Genomic DNA, 19336 nt, shown 5'->3' with positions numbered 1-19336 from the left:
CTTATTTACTATACTCCTCTACTAAATTTATTAGATATTGCCCATATTGATTTTTCTTCATTGGTTCGGCAATAGCTAATACATCTTTTGCTGTTATCCAACGATTACGGAAGGCTATCTCCTCAAGACATGCTACTTTTAGTCCTTGTCGTCTCTCTATTGTTCCTATAAAATTTGAGGCATCAAAAAGAGATTCATGCGTTCCTGTATCAAGCCAAGCAAATCCACGTCCCAATAATGATATTTTTAATCCTTGCGTATCTTTAAATACATTATTCACTGTGGTTATCTCTAACTCTCCTCGCGCCGACGGCTTTATACTTTTTGCTATCTCAACTACCCTATTTGGATAGAAATATAATCCTACTACGGCATAGTTTGATTTGGGATTTTGAGGTTTTTCAATTATTGAGGTTACATTTAACTCTTCATCAAAGGTTGCCACTCCGTAACGCTCTGGATCATTTACCCAATATCCAAATATTGTTGCTTCGCCGTTTTCTGCTTTTGCTACTGCATTTTTCAGCATTTTAGAGAATCCTTGTCCATAAAATATGTTGTCTCCTAATACCATACAGGCTGAATCATTGCCTATAAACTCCTCTCCTATTATAAATGCTTGTGCCAACCCATCGGGTGATGGTTGCTCAGCATAACTAAATTTTACTCCGAACTGTGAGCCATCTCCTAATAGGCGTTTAAAGCCTTGCAAATCATCAGGTGTTGATATTATTAATATTTCGCGTATCCCTGCTAACATTAACACCGATATAGGATAGTATATCATTGGCTTGTCATATATAGGCAGCATCTGTTTTGATACTCCTTTTGTTATGGGATATAATCTTGTTCCCGAACCTCCTGCTAATACAATTCCTTTCATTGCTTTATGTTTTAGGGTATTACTCTTTTATCTGTTTTTATACATTTGGTCGTAATATTTTTGATAGTCTCCACTTGCTACCTCATTAACCCAATCTTGATTATCTAAGTTCCAACGAATGGTCTTTTCTATTCCTACGGCAAAAGGAGTCTCGGGATACCAACCTAACTCTCTTGCTGTTTTTGAGGGATCAATTGCGTATCGCATATCGTGACCTAATCTGTCGCCAACGTATGTTATTAAATCATAATTTATCATTTCAACTGGTACTTTTAACACTGATTGATATGATGGCTCTTCTCTCATTATTCGAGCAATGGTATCAATTACCAATTTTACAATGTTTATATTGGTCTCTTCGTTAAATCCTCCAATATTATATACCTCTCCTACTCTTCCTGAATTTAATACCATATCAATGGCTTTTGCATGGTCTTCAACATAGAGCCAATCGCGAACATTCTCTCCTTTGCCATATACTGGAAGTTTTTTTCCTTCAAGTATATTCTTTATGATTAAAGGTATCAACTTCTCAGGAAAGTGATATGGCCCGTAGTTATTAGAACAACGAGTTATATTTATTGGCATCTTATATGTTTCGTTGTATGCTCTAACTATTAAGTCGGCACTTGTTTTTGATGCTGAATATGGCGAACGAGGGTCTAATGGTGTTGTCTCGGTGAAATATTTATCTCCGTATGTCTTTATATCTGTTCTTCCTTTTACTACTTGTTTAACCTCTTCATCAGTTATCTCCAGTTGCTGGGGCTGGTCATAATCTTTGCTTAATGAGCCATACACCTCATCGGTTGAGACTTGTAGGTATTTTTTCCCATCCTTGTATGTTGGATACCCTTTGTAATCTTTTCCTGTTATCCATGCTTGTTTTGCACACTCCAACATATTTTGAGTTCCAAGTATATTGGTTTCTAAGAATAGTTGTGGGTTGGTGATACTTCTGTCAACATGCGACTCGGCTGCAAAGTTTACTACATAGTCGATGTCATATTTAGAGAATATCTCTGATACTTTCTCTTTATCGCATATATCTCCCAACACAAACTCAACTCTGCTATCCTCTATCTCGTTTTTTATTGTCCCTAAGTTTCCTGCATAGGTTAGTTTATCAAGGATTACTATATATATATCATCATACTTCGACAACATATACTTTACAAAGTTTGCTCCTATAAAACCGGCGGCTCCTGTTACAAGATATTTTTTCATATAATATATGGCATATATATTGCGAAGGTAATAATTATTTTTTAAATATTAGATTACTAGTTAACTATTTATCTCAAGTTTTACAATTTAAAGTGATATTTAAAATCAACAACTTTATTTGTTTAGTGGTTCTTTGACCATAGAAATTCTTTTACATAATTATATTATAAAACAAAAACAGAAAAGATTAACCAACCTCTTCTGTTTTGTATTATAGTAAAATATTCTTTTTATCTCTTTAGAATTTGAAATCAAATCCTGCTAATAACATTGCTGTTGCATCAAATCCTGCATTTGATTTGTATCCGTCAATTTTATCTCCATAGAATACTCCGCGGGGTTCAACATAGAAGTTTATCTTGTCGGTTACTCTTACGTTTGCTTTCAATCCAAATGCTAAATTATATGTTGTTTTTACTGATGGATTCTCTCCTGTTGCTGGTATTACAACTCCTGCTCCCGCAAAGATTATTGCATCAAATTTAGATTGAGGATCGTATCCACATATCAAATTTGTCATATTCAACATATAATCAACTCGAGGAGCAACCACTCCCATCTTCTCTCCTATTGTTTCGAAAGGTTTTTTAATATGGTTGTACTCTGCATTTATTCTCAATCCGTGTACTGGTGTAATCCAACGTCCGTATGATATACCTCCAGAGTATGTCATCTTATCAGCAAATTTACCAGTAAACTTAGACATTAATGTATTTCCGTATAATCCTAAACCTCCGTACATTGAGATAAAGTTTTTATCTTCCATCTCGGAAGTTGCAGTTTTACCTCTGTCGGCTTTATTCATTGTATATGTTAATCCTGCCAATAGTGCCACATTTGTTTTTTGTTTGTTTTCTCCGTCAAACTTATTCAAATATACTGCTACCTGAGGCTCAACATATATTCCTATTTTGGGGGTTACATTGAATACTCCTTGAACACTTCCTTTGAAGCCTGGGATAAATCGTTTGTTATGATTTACAATTGAGAATCCGGTGTGAACTCCTGCTATTACATTCAAATCAAATAAACGATATGGTTTATAGCCCAATGCTGCATTCATTAATGAGAACATTACATCGGCCTCTAATCCTGCATGTGAGATATCTTTTTCGTTTGTTTTGCCATTCACCTTCTCAGCCATTGCACTTACTCTCCATCCCAATACTGGAGATTCCCAGCATCCTACTGATAAGCGTCCCATTGGTCCTACACGGAATTTAGCATTATCAAATAGACGGTTATCAAGATTTCCTGATGCTCCTGCTCCTATTGAGAAGAAAAGGCGTTTACCTTCACTTGCTAAGAACTGGTCATACGAAGCTGCTTCATATCCTTTTAATGTATATGTTGTACCTACGTTGGCTGTCATTACTATTGACTTGCGTGTTACTATTGTATTGGTAAATACTCCTCGTGTTGGCGACCACATTGCATGTGGCTCTACATATACACTCCAATTCTTCATCAAATTGAAGTTTCCTCTGAAGAATGCTTGTAATGCTGGATAGAACGATGAGTGGTGATATATTGCAGAAACTCCTGCTCCTCCTATTACCTCAAAGAGTCTGTCTTCGCGATAACCTGCAACAACATTTGTCATATTCAACAAATAGTCAACACCCAATGTTAAAGTTCTTGCTCTATAAGGATCGTTTGTTAAACTATATGGACTGCGTGTACCAAACAACAACGCTCCTCCGGTTACTTGCAATCCCGAATTTTTTGTAAACCATTTACCTATTCCTATATTGAAACGATATGCTATTGCATCTCCTCCAGATAGGTCTTGAGGGAATCTCTCAATTGTTCCTCCCATACCTGCTGATGCAGATACAAACATATGATCTGTTTTTGACTTGTGAGCAAATATGTCATTGTCTTTTTTGTACTCATTATCGCTACTGTGGTAAGTTACACCAAATAGCATTGATGCCACTCCATCAAAACGATTGTTTTGTGCATGTGTGTATGTTTTATTGTAGAACGACATTCTGGGTTCCATGAAAAGGTCGACTGTTGGCGATACTCGGAATGCTCCTTGCAATCCAATACCTAAACCTCCTGCTACCTTCCATCCTGAATCTACATATTTGGTTGCTGCCAACTCAACACCAAATGTTCCTATTAACTTGAAAATACGTTTTTCGTTGTATCCTCCAAACAGATTACTATAATTTACTAAGTAATCTGCTCTTCCGACACCGTTTATCAACACATTTTCAGTTGTTACTCCATTATCAGGGATATAGGGAGCAAATCCTGCCAAAGCTGATAGTCTTAAACCTTGTACTTGATTAAACCATCCTCCAAATCCTAACATTCCACTAAATCCAGCATAGTTACGACCTTTTAAATCCATTAATCGGGTGGTTACTCGTTGTACTCCAAATGCTGTTGTAAAGAATAGATTATTCTTAAATCCTGAGTTTGTAAAATCGGTTGTTTTACGTTTTTCATCGGGTACCATCTTATATGTTACTCCGACTGTTACTTCAGGCATTAAGTCAAACTTACGTTCAAGGTCTTTTTCTCTGTCGTTATATGAATCATTTGCCAATGTTACCTTTGGCTCAATATATAAATCAATCAACGGCGTTAGCGTAAAGTTTCCTTGAAATCCTAATACTCCTCCAAACAGATTGTTTCCGTTTCCGTATTGATATGAACGCTTGTATGTTAATCCCGCAATTCCATAAAACTCAAATAGTCGGTCAGGATTGTATCCTCGTACAAATGCACTGATATTTGCTAAATAGTCGGCATTAAAACCAAAGATTCCAAAAGTTTCGGTTCCTCTGTCATAGAGATATGACATATCAATACCAAATCTTGCTCCTATTACAGGAGTAAACCATTTTCCTACATAATAACGCATCACCGGACCAACTTCGGTTCCATGTTGCCCGTTCAAGAAGTTAAATTGCGCTCCCGCTGCCACACTCATAAATGTGTGGTCTTTAAATTTGGGATTATCAAATTTCTCTAGCCTTGGACGTTTTTGCAAACGATAATCTAACGCATTCAATTGTGCTAATGATTCTGATGAGAAGATTGTCATCATTATCATTATTATGAGTAGATTTCGTATAACTCCTATCTTATTATATATCTGTACCTGTTTCATTTCCACTCTATAACAAATCTTTAACATCTGCATCAATCTCTGCAATCTCTCTTAACGAGGGATCCATATCTAATGCTGTTTCGATATAATCAATAGCCTCAACAACCATATCCAAACGATTGGCTATTATTGCTTTTACATATAATACTCGTGCCGAATCATCAGGTAGTTCTTGCGCCTTCTCCCATGCTTCATCGTTACGCTTCATTGCTAATAATATCAACACCTCATTAAGTCCGCCTTCTCCTTCGAATTGAGATAATGCCTCTTGGTAGTTTCCGTTCATTAAACGTGTAATTGATTTTACATATTCAGCAGTCTCTGATTGTGGCATTAGTGATGCCAACGAATCGGCTGTTGAATATTGCCATTTATCTAAGGTAGCTATAATTTGATTTGTTAATACCTCTTCCGGTATATTATCACCTTTAATAAATGGTTTTAGAATATCAATATTTGAACGTCCCTGACGTATATACAGGGCAGCTAAGTTATTTGCAGCCAACATAAATTTGGGATATACCGATATTGCCTGTGAATACAATGTCTCTTTCTCTACATCGTCCTTTGCCATTTGGAACATTCTGTAAAAGTCGTAACGAGATAATTGTGTGTAGTTTTGCTGATACATTTCAGCAATCTCTTCATCTTTTAATATACGATATAGTGAATATCCAAAATCATACTCCACTCTTCTTAGTTTTGCTAGATATGGTACTATTATTGAACGATAATATGATAGTTTCTTAATTTTATTGAATTGTGAATTCAGACTTGTGGGGTATTTGTCAATTATTGCTTGTACCTCATTTGCTTTTTCAATTAATGAGTCTTGTTTCAACATCTCTACTACTGGTAACCAATTTTCTACCTTTGATTGAGATTCTACTTTCAAGAACTCTTTTGTTGCAGGACTTATATAAGACAATATCTTATTTCGGGCTGAACGCATACGCAAATCTGCCAATTCAACGTTTTTAGCATAATTTCCTTCTGGTGAAGATATTCCAAATATCGACATAGACTGCAATTTTGCATCCGGATCTTGCTCCAAGTATTTGATTCTGTCTTCTAACTTTTTAAGTTCTTGTAGGTTATTTGGATTTTTTTCATCAATATCTGATTTACCGGGAAGATATGTTAAGTGTACTTCTCCTTTGTCACTGCGTAATGCCAGCTCTGGTTTTGGTATATATATTGAGTCTGTTAAATCTTGTGCCGGAATGTTATAATCAAAGAAACGTAACGGGTTTACTGTTCCTTTTGCTATTACCATTGTATCAACTCGTATAATCTTGTGGTAATCTTCTACCGACAAGAATACATCAGAACGATAATCATCTCGGTTATTCTCAATATATACTGAATCGTGATATGCTATTATCTCGCCTTGTCGAGACATTTCACTTTTTTGAATATATGGAGACAATGTGTCTCTTGTTATATCAAAGCCATACATACGTTCCTGTGTCAAAAGATACTCTCTTCCGTCTGATACAACAGGACGTAGAAACATTGTGCTGTTTCGTGTTACATTATATATTGTAGGTTGTACTACCAAACGATGGTCCAACGCCATTATCTCTTTGGGCACTTTAAAACGTGTTCTTAGGTGAAAATAGTTTCCTACAATTTCAATCTCGGATGGTTCAAATACCACATTACCTACTAAACTTGCTGTTACGGTAATTTCATCCATCTCTTTTGCAGTAGATTGCAACTCGACATCTATTGTTACTCTACCTTTTACTTTCTCTTTTTTCTCAGAATATCCCATACAGGTAAACGATATTGTTGCATTGGGTGCTAACACTATCGAATATTTACCATCTTCATCGGTTATTCCTAATACTCTTTGACGCCCAAGGTCAGTTATGGAAACTCCTGCTACTCGCTCTCCATTGTTGCCACGAACTACTCCTGACACACGTATATTTTGTGCATACAATTCTATTGGTGTCATTATAATCAATGTCACCAGCAAGAAAAATATTTTTATTATCTTGTTCATCTTCTAGCGCTTTATGTATTTTAGAAAATTACATAAGATAGTGTAACTCCTAATTTTATGGGAACTAAACACCATCTATTAGCATTATTACCTGAGGGTATGGTTGCCCCTTCTTCGTATTTCTTTTCGAAACGATATAAAGCTCCTATACCTGCTGTTAATTCTAAATTCCATCTTTTACTCAACACAAAATCATATCCATAGGTAAATCCTCCACCTATACCTTGTCCATCGTGATACTCTCCTTTATGCAACAATTCATAGTCTACATACATTAGTGTAAATCCTAAGAAGTGCTGAGCCATAGGACGTTGAAACCAATATCTCAACTCCGGTTGAATTCTGAAATGATCAAATTTTGCATTTTTATATGGAGTCCATTCATTGAATGAAGCTGTTAAGTCGAGCGACATTGTAGGAGAAACAACAAACTCTGCCGAGATATTTGGAGATATTGTTGCCCACTCCAATAGATTTGTCTTTACTGCTATCTTTTGAGCACTACCTGCAAATGGCATTAAGGTTATTATTAGTACAAGGATAGTTCCTCTACTATTTTTTAATAGTTTAAACAATGAGCGAACACTCCTTTTTGAGTCTATTTTCATATCTGTTATTATCTTTATTTTTAAGGTTTTGTATTTTATTTTTCATAACACAAAACGCAAGGGCAAAGGTACTACATTTTTTTTAATACTGCAAGAGTATTTTAAACAAATATTTACTTAAAATTCACTATCTTATGATTTCAGAAAATATTACAAAAAAAATCGCTTTAAAGCACAAATAAAATAAACATATACACTATTATTCAATAATACATTTCCAAAAAATTGTTATCTTTATGGCATATTATAAGAGTTTTGTGTAATTTTATTTTTAGCATTGATTATTTATTATTATTTTTGCATATTAATACAGAGATTACTATGGACTTCCAACCAGATATTAATAGCATTAAACAAAGGTTTAATATTATAGGAAACTCTCCCTCTTTAATTAGGGCTATAAGTCGTGCAATACAAGTTGCCCGATTTGATATTTCTGTTCTTATTACAGGTGAAAGCGGAACCGGAAAAGAGTTCTTTCCAAAGATCATTCACGAATGTAGTGCAAGAAAACACAAAAAATATATTGCAGTCAACTGCGGTGCGATCCCCGAAGGGACAATAGACTCAGAACTTTTCGGTCACGAAAAAGGCGCATTTACCGGTGCCCTTAGCGATAGAAAAGGTTATTTTGAAGAAGGTGATGGCGGCACAATATTCTTAGATGAAGTTGGAGAACTTCCTTTGACTACTCAAGCTCGCCTTTTAAGAGTTCTTGAAAATGGAGAGTTTATAAAAGTTGGTTCTTCTATTGTTCAAAAAACGGACGTTAGGATTGTTGCCGCAACCAACATGAATATGACCAAGGCTATTCAAGAGGGTAAATTTAGAGAAGATTTATTTTACAGACTGAATACTATTCAAATTGAGCTTCCTCCTCTTAGAGAGAGGGTTGACGATATTTTATTACTATTCAGAAAATTCAGTTCTGATTTTGCAGAAGGATATAAAATGCCATCAATTACCCTTTCACCCGAAGCAAGGAATTTATTATTATCATATAGATGGCCTGGCAATATCAGACAACTCAGAAATATTACAGAGCAAATCTCTATCTTAGAAACTTCTCGTGAGGTATCTGCGAAAGTTCTACAATCATATCTTCCTGTTTATGAAGGGCCCAATCTCCCCGCCATAAATAAAAAAGAAGGTAATGCTTTTATGGACGGAGAGAGAGAAATGCTATATAAAATTATTTTAGAGATGAGAAAAGAGATTGATGAAATAAAATCTCAAATGAATAATTCTCAAAAGAATATTCTTCACAAATTACCACAAAAGGACTTTAGAGAGGATGTTGCGGAAGATATACAACACACCCCTTATATAGAATCACGCAAAGATTGTTATGACAATTTTGAGACTATAAATATTGAGAATATAGAGGATACCTCAATGACTCTTGAAGAAGCCGAAAAGGAGATGATAAAAAGATCTCTTGAAAAGAATAATGGCAAACGTAAAAAATGTGCTGAAGAGTTAAAGATTTCAGAAAGAACTTTATATAGAAAGATTAAAGAATACAATTTGGACAATGAAAAGGATAGCTAAATATATCTCAACTTTTATTGTTGCCATTGTAATGCTTTGTGGTTGTACCATCTCATATAAATTCAATGGGGCATCAATAGATTACAATACTACCAAAACAATCTCTATTGCTAATTTCCCTATTAGGGCCGCATTGGTTTATCCGCCTCTTGCACAAGCATTCAACTTAGCATTGGAGGATATATATGTAAGACAGACACGCCTAAACTTGGTTAGGACAAATGGAGATTTACAGGTTGAGGGTGAGATTACCGGATACGACATTACTCCTCAGGCTGTTAAAAGTGACGCATACGCATCACAAACAAGATTGACTATTAGAGTAAGAGTTAAATATACCGACACTAAAAATCCTCAATTTAGCATTGATGATACTTTTAGTGCTTACAGAGATTTTGATAGTTCAAGATTATTGACTGAGGTTCAAGATGAACTTATAAGTGAGATAACCGCTGAACTCGCTGAACTTATTTTTAATGCCACTGTTGCAAACTGGTAAAAAAGATGAATTCTGCTAAGAGCAAAAAAAACAGAAATTCCGACGGATACAAACGCAAGAATCTTCTCTCGGCTATGGATAAGCCCGGAGAGAATATTGCTATGCTTTCGAAAGAATTAAAGAAATTAGCAGCATTTATGCGTAATACAGATTCTGAAACTGAAAAAGTTGAGAAGATTGCTACGACAGAGTTAAAAGAGAAGAAAGATGACAATTTTTCTACTATTGACAACTTCTTAGAATCGAGTGGTATTGAAGAGTCTTCATTAGATGATATTTTAAAAAGCGAAGGTTATAGTTCGGACTACTTTACATTTACCGAAGAGGAACCTATTGATGAGGATGACAAACAAATTGACTCAATAAATTCATTCCTTAGCGCCGTTGAGAGTGGAGTGTTTAGTAAACCAGAAAGGGAAGATTCAACAGAAGAGGAGATTATTGACAATTTGAATGAAGAGGAGTATAACAGACCTATTGAAGAGGAGTTTTTAACTGAAAGTTTGGCACACATATATATAAAACAACGCAAATATGAACGTGCTTTGGAAATTATTAAGGAGATAAGTTTGAAAAATCCAGAAAAAAATATTTACTTTGCAGACCAAATTAGATTTTTAGAGAAATTGATTATTAATATAAAAACTGAATAAAGAAAAAATGGCAACTTTTATTACTATTCTTATTGTGCTTGCAGCAGTATTAATGATTTTGATTGTATTAGTACAAAATTCAAAAGGCGGAGGCTTAGCTTCGGGATTTGCTTCTTCAAACCAAATTATGGGCGTTAGAAAAACTACTGACTTTTTGGAGAAAGCAACTTGGACTTTAGCTGCAACTATTGTTGTTTTGAGTATTGCTTCTGCTGCATTTGTTACTACAAGTAGCGAAAAATCTTCAGTAGTTCAAAAAAATATCGAGGAGACTGTTATTCCCGAATTAATTAACAACGGAGAAACAGAGGCTGTTGCTAATCCTGAAATTCCTACTGATGCTCAAAATTAATATTTAATAATTTGAGAATTAAAAAATAGGTTTTGCATTTATTTTGCAAAACCTATTTTTTTACACCTTTAGGTCATAATTAATATATTGTATAAATGAAAGGAAAAACATCAAAGTTTATCGTAAAACTCATTGTTTGCGTTTTAAATAATTCAAAGGGAGCTAAAGTTATAACCTTTGTATCAAAGAATAAAAAAAGGAGCGGCAGATACTTTCGTACTCAGCAACGCTCCTAAGACTGATATTGCAAATATATAATTAAATTTAAATATACAACACAATGAATGTGAAAAGTATGAACAACAATCTAAATAAATAGCATTTACAATCTCACTTTATATACCGATGTTCCAACCTTTACTATATATAGTCCTGATTGCTTCTCAACCTCTACCCTACCTTCAACTACTCTACTATCCACTACCATTCCTGACATATTATATATTGTCACCTCTTCTGCTGTGGGAGTGATAATAACTATTTTGTGTGAAGCTGTAAATACCTCTGCCAATGTTGTATTTGACTCTTCTACCGAACTAAAGTTTGTATATTTTATATCTATATTCGTATCTTCTATTACTTTTATTGTATGTGTTCCGTTTACAACTTCTGATGACTTATCTTCTCCATTTATAGCATATTTCATTAATGATTCTCCTGCAACTGGTTGCAAGTTTACTGTTATATTTTTACCATAAGTAACTTTTCCTCCATTTGCAACTTGATTATCATCTTCATCAAGCACAGAGACAAATACTCCTCCTTCAACAGTATAGTTTACAATACACTCTTTTTCTTTATATGAAGCAGATATTGTTGTGGCAGAGGTTGGAGAGTATGCGTATGTTCCCGAGATATTGTGTTGAGATGTAACATCTTCTCCATTTACTATTATTGTTTCTACTTCATACCCCTCTACTGGTGTTGCAGATATTAATAGCACTGTATTCTCTGGCACAGTAGTTCCTGATGCTACTATTTTATTTTCAAGAGTTTTTACCGACAGTTTTCCTCCTGTTTCGTAATTCTTATAGAATTTAACCCAATCAAGATACATCTCAACGGGGAGATTCTCTCCAGTTACCGATCCTACCCATGAGCCACCCAACTGCATATCAAGTATTAAATAGAACTCTTTTGCGTATGGATATTGATCTGTTGCTCCTATATTTGGATATGCCATTGTTACCTTATTATTAACCATTAGTTTTAAAGTATCAAGAGACAAGACTACTCCGTATGTATTATAATCGGCAACATTTACTGACTCGGTTATATGTGACAATGGCGACTCTTTACTTACATTATAAGTATAGTTGCTATGCAATGTTTGATATACAAATGAATCATAGTTGAGGTGTTCAAAGATATCTATCTCTCCACAACCTGGCCATCCTGCCGATTGATCTTCTGGCATCATCCATAATGCGGGCCACGCTCCGCGTGCTGATGAGGTTTTTGCCCGTATCTCAATACGACCATTCTTAAAACTTTTTTTTCCTAATGATTCTATTCCTCCACATAGATATGTGCGACTATCCCCTGTTATTGACTCTCCCGGGTTAGTTATTCCTCTAAGAACTATATTCCCATCACGAAAATCAAAGCATCCATCGTATGTAGAGATATTCTTTCGCCAATCGGGATTACCACTTTCGTATGGCTCTATCCTACTCCATACTGTTTCATCCAATCTACCTGTATTAAAATCTTCCACCCAATCCAAGATATACTCTGAAGTGTATTCGTTTTCTATTGTTATTGGATAGTTATAGGTAATGCCTGTTAAACGCAATGTCAAATCTACTATCGCTCCTCCGTTCTGCTCCATAGAGTTACCTGTTGCAGATGTACGTCCGCAAGGATCGGGAGAATCCCAATCTACTTTTACTCTCATTCTATAATCACCCGAAGGTACTGACTCAGGAATTAAGAAAGAGGGTGTTGATGATGGAGGGCATACACCTCCATCGGCAAATTGCTCTCCATTACTATTACGCCAAACTCCATTCTGCATATAGCCACTATATGCTACAAGTTCGTTATCGGTGTTAAATTCTCCGTTATTATCATAATCAATATATACATATCCTTGCATCCACGCTCCTTCATAATCAATTACGGGTGTTATTGTTGAGCCTGCATTTGCATAAAAGACTTTTGATGTTTTATTGTAGTAGATTGCAGAATATCCCGATGTTGCTATTGTAAGGGGAGTAAATTCATATATTCCTCCTTGAAATGATACAGATCTTAAATATCGCGATGAATTACTATTGGTTGTTCGGGTACAATAATCGGCATTTACATTCAATACCAATACAAATAGTGCTACGACAAATAGGTAAAATTTTTTCATAATATACATTGTTTATATATTGCTGCATAAAGATATAAAAAATTATTTATAAAAATATAGAGGAGCGTTAAAAACACTCCTCTATACATTATTTATTAATATCTTTAATTTTCATTATCTGCGTTTTGCATTTTGTTTTGCACGTTCTCGCATCATTGCTTCCTGACGTTTTTGCGCCTCCTCTAATCGAGCCATAAAACCGCTTTTCTTACGTGGTTTCTTTTGATTCTCTTTTAGTTTTGCTAACACTTTTTCTTCGTTTATAAACTTACGGAATGCGTATGTTTGAAGTATTGTTATCAATAGAGAAACAAAGTAATAGTAACTTAATCCTGATGCGTAGTTATTGAAGATTACCAAGAACATTAATGGCATTAGATACATCATCCACTTCATTCCTGGCATCTGTGCACCAGAGGCCTGACTATCCATATTTATTTTTGTATATACAATATTGGTTATTGTCATCAATAAACAGAATAGACTTAAGTGGTTTCCAAATATCCAAGAGATAACCGGTATGTTTGCATCCCATGTTAATATTGCATCGTATGCCGAAAGGTCATCTGCCCATAGGAATGGCTCTCCTCTCAACTCGATTGATGATGGGAAGAAGGCAAACATAGCAATCAATATTGGCATCTGTAATAGCATTGGCAAACATCCACTCATAGGACTTGCTCCCGCTTTACTATACAAATCCATAGTTGCTCTTTGACGCTCTAATGCTTTGTCGTTTCCTGGATATTTTGCGTTTATCTCCTCAATCTGTGGACGCAAGACTCTAATTTTTGCAGTTGACATATATGATTTATAGGTCAATGGCAATATTATTATCTTTATTATTATGGTTAGTAATAGTATTATTATTCCATAATTATCAATGTATTGCCCCAAGAAGGTAAAAACAGGAATTATAAGTATTGTATTTATCCAACGGAATAGTGTCCATCCCAATGGTACAAGATTATCCAAGTTTAACTCCTCACTATCTTCTACACCTGAATCGTACGATTTGAGTAGAGGATAAAGGTTTGGTCCAAGGAATATTCTATATGATGGCCCTTCGGGATTTATTGGATTGTACTCAAACGATGTTTCTGCTTTATACGCTTTTAGATATGCACTGTCGCCCTCAATCGCTTTAGAATATAACTGAGCGCCATTAAATCTTTTATCGGCAATCAACACAGATGAGAAGAATTGATTTTTAAATCCTATCCATTTGATTCCCAATTGCATATTCTCTGAGTCTTCTCCTGTTTCAGATAACTCATCAACCTCCTCTCCAATGCGTTTGTACATTAGCGTACTATTTCTCTCTTCAAAAGTTCTTCCTTTCTCTTGGCTACGCAACTTTTGTTCCCATGTGAAGTCCAAATTTGTCATATTATGAGGCAATACTTTCTCCATTCCCTCTTGTGTTATTTGAACATCTACCATGTAACTATCAGACGGCAAAGTATATTTTATATTAAACTTTGAGCCCTCATCTGATGTTAAAGTCATAACCAATGTTGTATCACTTGTTACTTGCGGAGTAAAATACAAATCTTTTGTATATACTACTCTTCCTGATGATTTGAATATAAATCCAAATTCATTGTCACTCTCATCAAATAATACTACCGGCAAGGAGTCGTATCTTGAATACTCTTTTAGAGTTGCTTTACTTAATGCTCCTCCTTTGGTATTAAACTCTAAATCAAGTAAGTTGTTTGATAACGATATTTTTTTTGATTCTCCTTGCGAGGCTTGTGAGAATGCTCCATATTGAGATTTTATCTTTGCATCTAACTCAACAGAATCTAAGACCTCTGCTATAGGCTCTTGTTTTGTATCAAGCATTTTTTGCAACTCAATTGCTTGAACTTTTGCTATTGAATCGTTATATCGTGCTTGAGCAAGTTCTTCTTGGGTAGGTTGATTTAACCACGAATACCCAAAAAGCAATGCCGCCATAAGAAGAAATCCTATAATCGTGTTTTTATCCATATTTCTTTTTTTTCGCTTTTTATCGTTTACTATTCTCTATTGCTGCTTTTATAAAACTCATAAATAATGGGTTAGGATTCAATACTGTACTATTGTACTCAGGGTGATATTGAGTTCCTACATACCATTTTAGGGTAGGTATCTCTACTACCTCTACTAATCCTGTCTCGGGATTCTCGCCAACACACATCATTCCTGCTTTTTCAAATGCCTCGCGATATGCATTATTAAATTCAAATCTGTGGCGATGACGCTCTTTTATATCAAGCACTCCGTATGCCTCTGCCACTTTTGAGCCCTCTTTTAGTTTACAATCGTACTCTCCCAATCGCATTGTTCCTCCTATGTTAAGAGCATTCTTTTGCTCTTCCATAAGGTCAATTACATTATATTTAGTTGTTATCTCCAACTCTGTTGAGTTTGCATTTTTATATCCCAATACGTTACGAGCAAACTCGATAACCATACATTGCATTCCTAAGCACAATCCTAATGTTGGGATATCATTTTCACGTGCATATTTTAGTGCAATAAATTTACCCTCTACTCCTCTTTGTCCAAATCCTGGAGCAACAATTACTCCATCTAAATCTTTTAACTGCTCAGCAACATTTGCCTCTGTAATATTTGCGGCCTGTATCATTTGCAAATCAACCTTTCTATCGTTGTATGCAGCAGATTGTGTCAATGCTTCGGTTATTGATTTGTAGGCATCTTGCAACTCAACATATTTTCCTACTATTCCTATTTTTACTTTCTCTGTTGCACTCTTAAATCGATTTACAAAGTTTGTCCAACCTGTTAAATCTGATGGGTTGTTTGAATAATCAACTTCGGTTTTCTTAAGAATAATCTCATCTAATTTTTGCTCTTGCATTTTTAGAGGTACTTCATATATTGAAGGTACATCTATTGATTGAACTACTGCCTCAGGTGATACGTTGCAGAATAGTGCTACTTTACGGCGTAAATCGTCATCTAAATTATGCTCTGTACGTAATACCAAAACATCGGGTTGAATTCCTAACTCTTGTAGTTTTTGTACACTATGTTGAGTTGGTTTTGTCTTCAACTCTTTTGCTGCAGAAATAAAGGGAACATATGTCAAGTGGATACATAGGCAGTTTTTACCTAACTCCCAACGCAACTGACGCACAGCCTCCAAATATGGTAATGACTCCATATCTCCTACTGTTCCGCCTATCTCGCTGATTACAAAATCATAACCCTCTTTTTTGCCAAAATGTTTTACATTACGTTTAATCTCATCGGTAATATGAGGTATTACTTGTACGGTTTTTCCCATATAGTCACCTCTTCTCTCTTTATCCAACACTGTTTGGTAAATTCTTCCAGATGTGATTGTATTTCCACGTGTAGTCTTTATATTTGTAAAACGCTCATAGTGTCCTAAGTCAAGGTCTGCTTCACGACCATCTATTGTTACATAACATTCTCCATGTTCGTATGGGTTTAACGTTCCTGGATCTATATTGATATATGGATCAAATTTTTGAACTGTTACTTTATAACCTCTTGATAGCAAAAGTTTTGCCACTGATGCAGAAATTATACCTTTACCTAATGATGATACAACTCCTCCTGTTACGAAAATATACTTTGTTTCCATCGTAAATATGTATTACAATTATCTGATAATTTTAAGTTGCAAAGTTAAGAAAAAAAATTACATTAATGATATATTATTTTACCTAAAGATATTGTTTTTCTTCTTTAATTTTTTTTTGGCAAAATATTGCAATTATTTAATAATAATAAACTAATTTTGTAATAATTTATGCGAACTATCCACCGCATATTACTTATGATTGTATTAATATGTTTATGAGATAGTTAAAGAGTTTCATAGAATTGTTTAAACCCTCGTGTTATTCTCTTTAATAGTTGTCGCATATAACTCAAGTTGAATTTTAATTATACATTTTATTAATATGAAAAATTTTACTTTTACTTTAATTTGCTTAACTTGCTTGTTTTTTACAGCAAAAGCGAGCCAACAATCTACCCCTGCCGATAGCGTATTGGCAGCAACTCCAATGCTAATTAACGACTCTATCGTTTCGGAGATTAAAGCTGAAGCTCTTGATTCATTAAACACTACAATTGAGGAGGGAATTATGCTTATTGCCGACTCTATTGGTTTACCAGTTCAAGAAGAGGTGGTTGTTGATAGTGCCACTATTGCTAAAGAGAATTTGAAATCGGAAGTTATCTCTTATTTAGAGAAACTTGCAATTTTTAAAGGTGATTCTACTGTTAACGATTCTATTAAATCAATAATTTATACTTCTATCACAGAGTATATTATGGATGTTAAAGATAGTTCAGAGAACCCAGTCAGCCCAGTTAATCCTAATTTCTTATCATTGGTTTTCAACGAAAAGGATATTAAGACTAATGTAGATGTTCCTGCATACAATGTTTCATCAGATGAACAATCATTGACTTTAGATGAGTCGTTTGCTAATGAGTTAGAAAAAAGCAATAGCGAAAAAGTTTTAGAGGAGGCAAAAAATAGTGTTGTCAGCAAAAATCCGGCAGATGTTGAGTACACTAACGAGACTATGCCAAAGGCTCCTAAAAACGAGAAGATGAAAAAGAAAAATCAAAAAGAGTTTGTATCTATCGAAAAATTAGATGTTCCTTCTACTTCAGTTACAACAGACGCTCCTCCTACTCCAAAACTTTGGAAACATAGTTTTACAAGTTCAATTCAAGTTTCTCAGGCTTATATTTCTAAAAACTGGTATCAAGGTGGAGAGAGCAACTTTAACTTAATAAGCGACCAATTATATAATGTTGAGTACGATCACAATAATATTTTGTTTACTACATCTGCTCAATGGAAAGTTGGTATAAGCACTACTCCTTCAGATCAGTATCACAAAATAAGCATCAACGATGACCTTTTCCAAATTAACTCTAAATTGGGTATTAAGGCGATTAAAGATTGGTACTATACTGTGTCTCTGTTATTTAAGACTCAATTATTTGATAGTTATGCATCAAATAGCGAAGTTAAAAATTCATCATTCTTCTCTCCCGGTGAGTTCAACATTGGAGTCGGTATGAGCTACAACAAAAAAATTGCCGAGAGAAAATTTGAGACTTCTGTAATGCTTGCACCTCTTTCATATAACTTAAAATTCTCTTTAGACGAAGAGTTAGCATACAGAAAGGCAGGTATTAAAGAGGGTAGATTTGATAATCAAGTCGGTTCTTCTCTTGAAGGAACATTTAAATGGGAGTTCTATCCTAACCTAACTTGGACATCAAGAGTATTCTACTTTACTGATTACAAATCAGTTTTGGCAGATATTGAAACTGGTTTGAACTTTGTATTCAACAGATTCTTCTCAACAAAAATTTACCTACACGCAAGATATGATGATAGTGTTCCAAGAAACGAGCACAACAACCACTTGCAATTTAAAGAGATGTTGAGTTTTGGATTTAACTATAAATTCAAATAATTGTTATGAGCGACAAACGGAGTTTATCGTTAAAGTGTAAAACTATTTTAGTTTTATCTATAATGTTATTTACTCCTCTCTTTGCTATCGCAAAGGACCATAAGGGTTGGGATAGCATTGATTCGCTTAATATTGAGAGTGCATACTCTCAGTTTACAGATAAAGATATTAACTCCATTGTGGGAATATGGGAATCCCACAATGGGGTTCTTTTTATGATTATAGAGAGTAACTCTTGCGACACAATTGCAGATTACCAAATGGTTATGCTCAAGGATAGAGTAACTCTTGCTAATTGGTTTGCAAAAATTCCCTGTGGCAAAGTTATTGCTTTGCTAAACAAAACCGCTGATAAAAACATTTTTAGTTGCGAAGTAAAGGATAGGGGTATTATTCCTACCTTTGACATTTTTCATCTCTCTTTAAGAGGGAGCAAACTTGTTTATACGGGAAGTTCTTCAATAAAGAGAAAACTGTTTGCCGTTAAACTATACCCCACTTCTGAACAAAAAACACAAAAAACAAAACCCTCTTCTCCTATAAATGAAAAGATTGAGAGAGAAAAAATCTAAATAGA

At 34.7% G+C, this 19336-nt stretch carries 14 protein-coding genes; 6 read left to right on the top strand and 8 right to left on the bottom strand.

Going from position 1 to position 19336, the window contains the following annotated elements; translation table 11 throughout:
- Window position 1 precedes the first annotated feature (1 nt).
- The 5 genes from rfbA to IKK64_06230 all read right to left on the bottom strand — a co-directional run bounded on the left by rfbA (window position 2) and on the right by IKK64_06230 (window position 7856).
- On the bottom strand, window positions 2-883 hold the full coding sequence (gene rfbA / locus IKK64_06250) for a glucose-1-phosphate thymidylyltransferase RfbA (protein MBR4119663.1): 882 nt from the start codon (window positions 881-883) through the stop codon (window positions 2-4).
- A gap of 27 nt (window positions 884-910) precedes the next feature.
- Window positions 911-2110, bottom strand: a complete 1200-nt coding sequence (locus IKK64_06245; protein MBR4119662.1) for a dTDP-glucose 4,6-dehydratase — start codon at window positions 2108-2110, stop codon at window positions 911-913.
- A gap of 238 nt (window positions 2111-2348) precedes the next feature.
- Window positions 2349-5264 carry a hypothetical protein gene (locus IKK64_06240; protein MBR4119661.1) on the bottom strand — a complete coding sequence of 972 codons (2916 nt, stop codon included), beginning with the start codon at window positions 5262-5264 and terminating at the stop codon, window positions 2349-2351.
- Complete coding sequence (locus IKK64_06235; GenBank protein ID MBR4119660.1) at window positions 5245-7248, bottom strand: carboxypeptidase-like regulatory domain-containing protein; 2004 nt, start codon at window positions 7246-7248, stop codon at window positions 5245-5247. The genes IKK64_06240 and IKK64_06235 overlap by 20 nt, the downstream gene beginning before the upstream one ends.
- 20 nt (window positions 7249-7268) lie before the next feature.
- Entirely contained in the window at window positions 7269-7856 is a 588-nt protein-coding gene (locus IKK64_06230; GenBank protein ID MBR4119659.1) for a DUF3575 domain-containing protein, read from the bottom strand.
- Window positions 7857-8177: 321 nt separating this feature from the next.
- Between IKK64_06230 and IKK64_06225 the strand changes: the two genes are divergently transcribed.
- From IKK64_06225 to secG, 4 genes are read left to right on the top strand one after another with little or no spacing between them, the layout of a single operon-like run.
- Window positions 8178-9407 (top strand): sigma 54-interacting transcriptional regulator, encoded by a 1230-nt coding sequence (locus tag IKK64_06225; GenBank protein MBR4119658.1) that lies wholly within the window; start codon window positions 8178-8180, stop codon window positions 9405-9407.
- Complete coding sequence (locus IKK64_06220) at window positions 9391-9906, top strand: hypothetical protein (protein ID MBR4119657.1); 516 nt, start codon at window positions 9391-9393, stop codon at window positions 9904-9906. The genes IKK64_06225 and IKK64_06220 overlap by 17 nt, the downstream gene beginning before the upstream one ends.
- A 5-nt stretch (window positions 9907-9911) precedes the next feature.
- Complete coding sequence (locus IKK64_06215) at window positions 9912-10559, top strand: hypothetical protein (GenBank protein ID MBR4119656.1); 648 nt, start codon at window positions 9912-9914, stop codon at window positions 10557-10559.
- A 7-nt stretch (window positions 10560-10566) separates the two neighbouring features.
- Window positions 10567-10911 (top strand): preprotein translocase subunit SecG, encoded by a 345-nt coding sequence (gene secG / locus IKK64_06210; GenBank protein ID MBR4119655.1) that lies wholly within the window; start codon window positions 10567-10569, stop codon window positions 10909-10911.
- A gap of 322 nt (window positions 10912-11233) precedes the next feature.
- Here secG and IKK64_06205 read toward each other — a convergent pair whose 3' ends face one another.
- From IKK64_06205 to IKK64_06195, 3 genes are all read right to left on the bottom strand, one after another.
- The gene (locus IKK64_06205; GenBank protein ID MBR4119654.1) at window positions 11234-13270 is read right to left on the bottom strand and encodes a glycoside hydrolase family 16 protein; all 2037 of its coding nucleotides are present in this window, start codon (window positions 13268-13270) and stop codon (window positions 11234-11236) included.
- Between the two features lie 114 nt (window positions 13271-13384).
- The gene (gene yidC / locus IKK64_06200; protein MBR4119653.1) at window positions 13385-15265 is read right to left on the bottom strand and encodes a membrane protein insertase YidC; all 1881 of its coding nucleotides are present in this window, start codon (window positions 15263-15265) and stop codon (window positions 13385-13387) included.
- A gap of 19 nt (window positions 15266-15284) precedes the next feature.
- Window positions 15285-16895, bottom strand: a complete 1611-nt coding sequence (locus tag IKK64_06195) for a CTP synthase (protein MBR4119652.1) — start codon at window positions 16893-16895, stop codon at window positions 15285-15287.
- A gap of 322 nt (window positions 16896-17217) precedes the next feature.
- Here IKK64_06195 and IKK64_06190 point away from each other — a divergent pair, with 322 nt between their 5' ends.
- Entirely contained in the window at window positions 17218-18759 is a 1542-nt protein-coding gene (locus tag IKK64_06190; GenBank protein ID MBR4119651.1) for a DUF3078 domain-containing protein, read from the top strand.
- A gap of 5 nt (window positions 18760-18764) precedes the next feature.
- Complete coding sequence (locus IKK64_06185; GenBank protein MBR4119650.1) at window positions 18765-19331, top strand: hypothetical protein; 567 nt, start codon at window positions 18765-18767, stop codon at window positions 19329-19331.
- The last annotated feature ends 5 nt before the right edge of the window (window positions 19332-19336 follow it).

It is taken from the genome of Bacteroidales bacterium (assembly GCA_017521245.1).
GTDB lineage: Bacteria > Bacteroidota > Bacteroidia > Bacteroidales > G3-4614 > Caccoplasma_A.
Note: the sequence above shows the minus strand (reverse complement) of the source record. Positions and strands in the feature narration are given on the sequence as shown.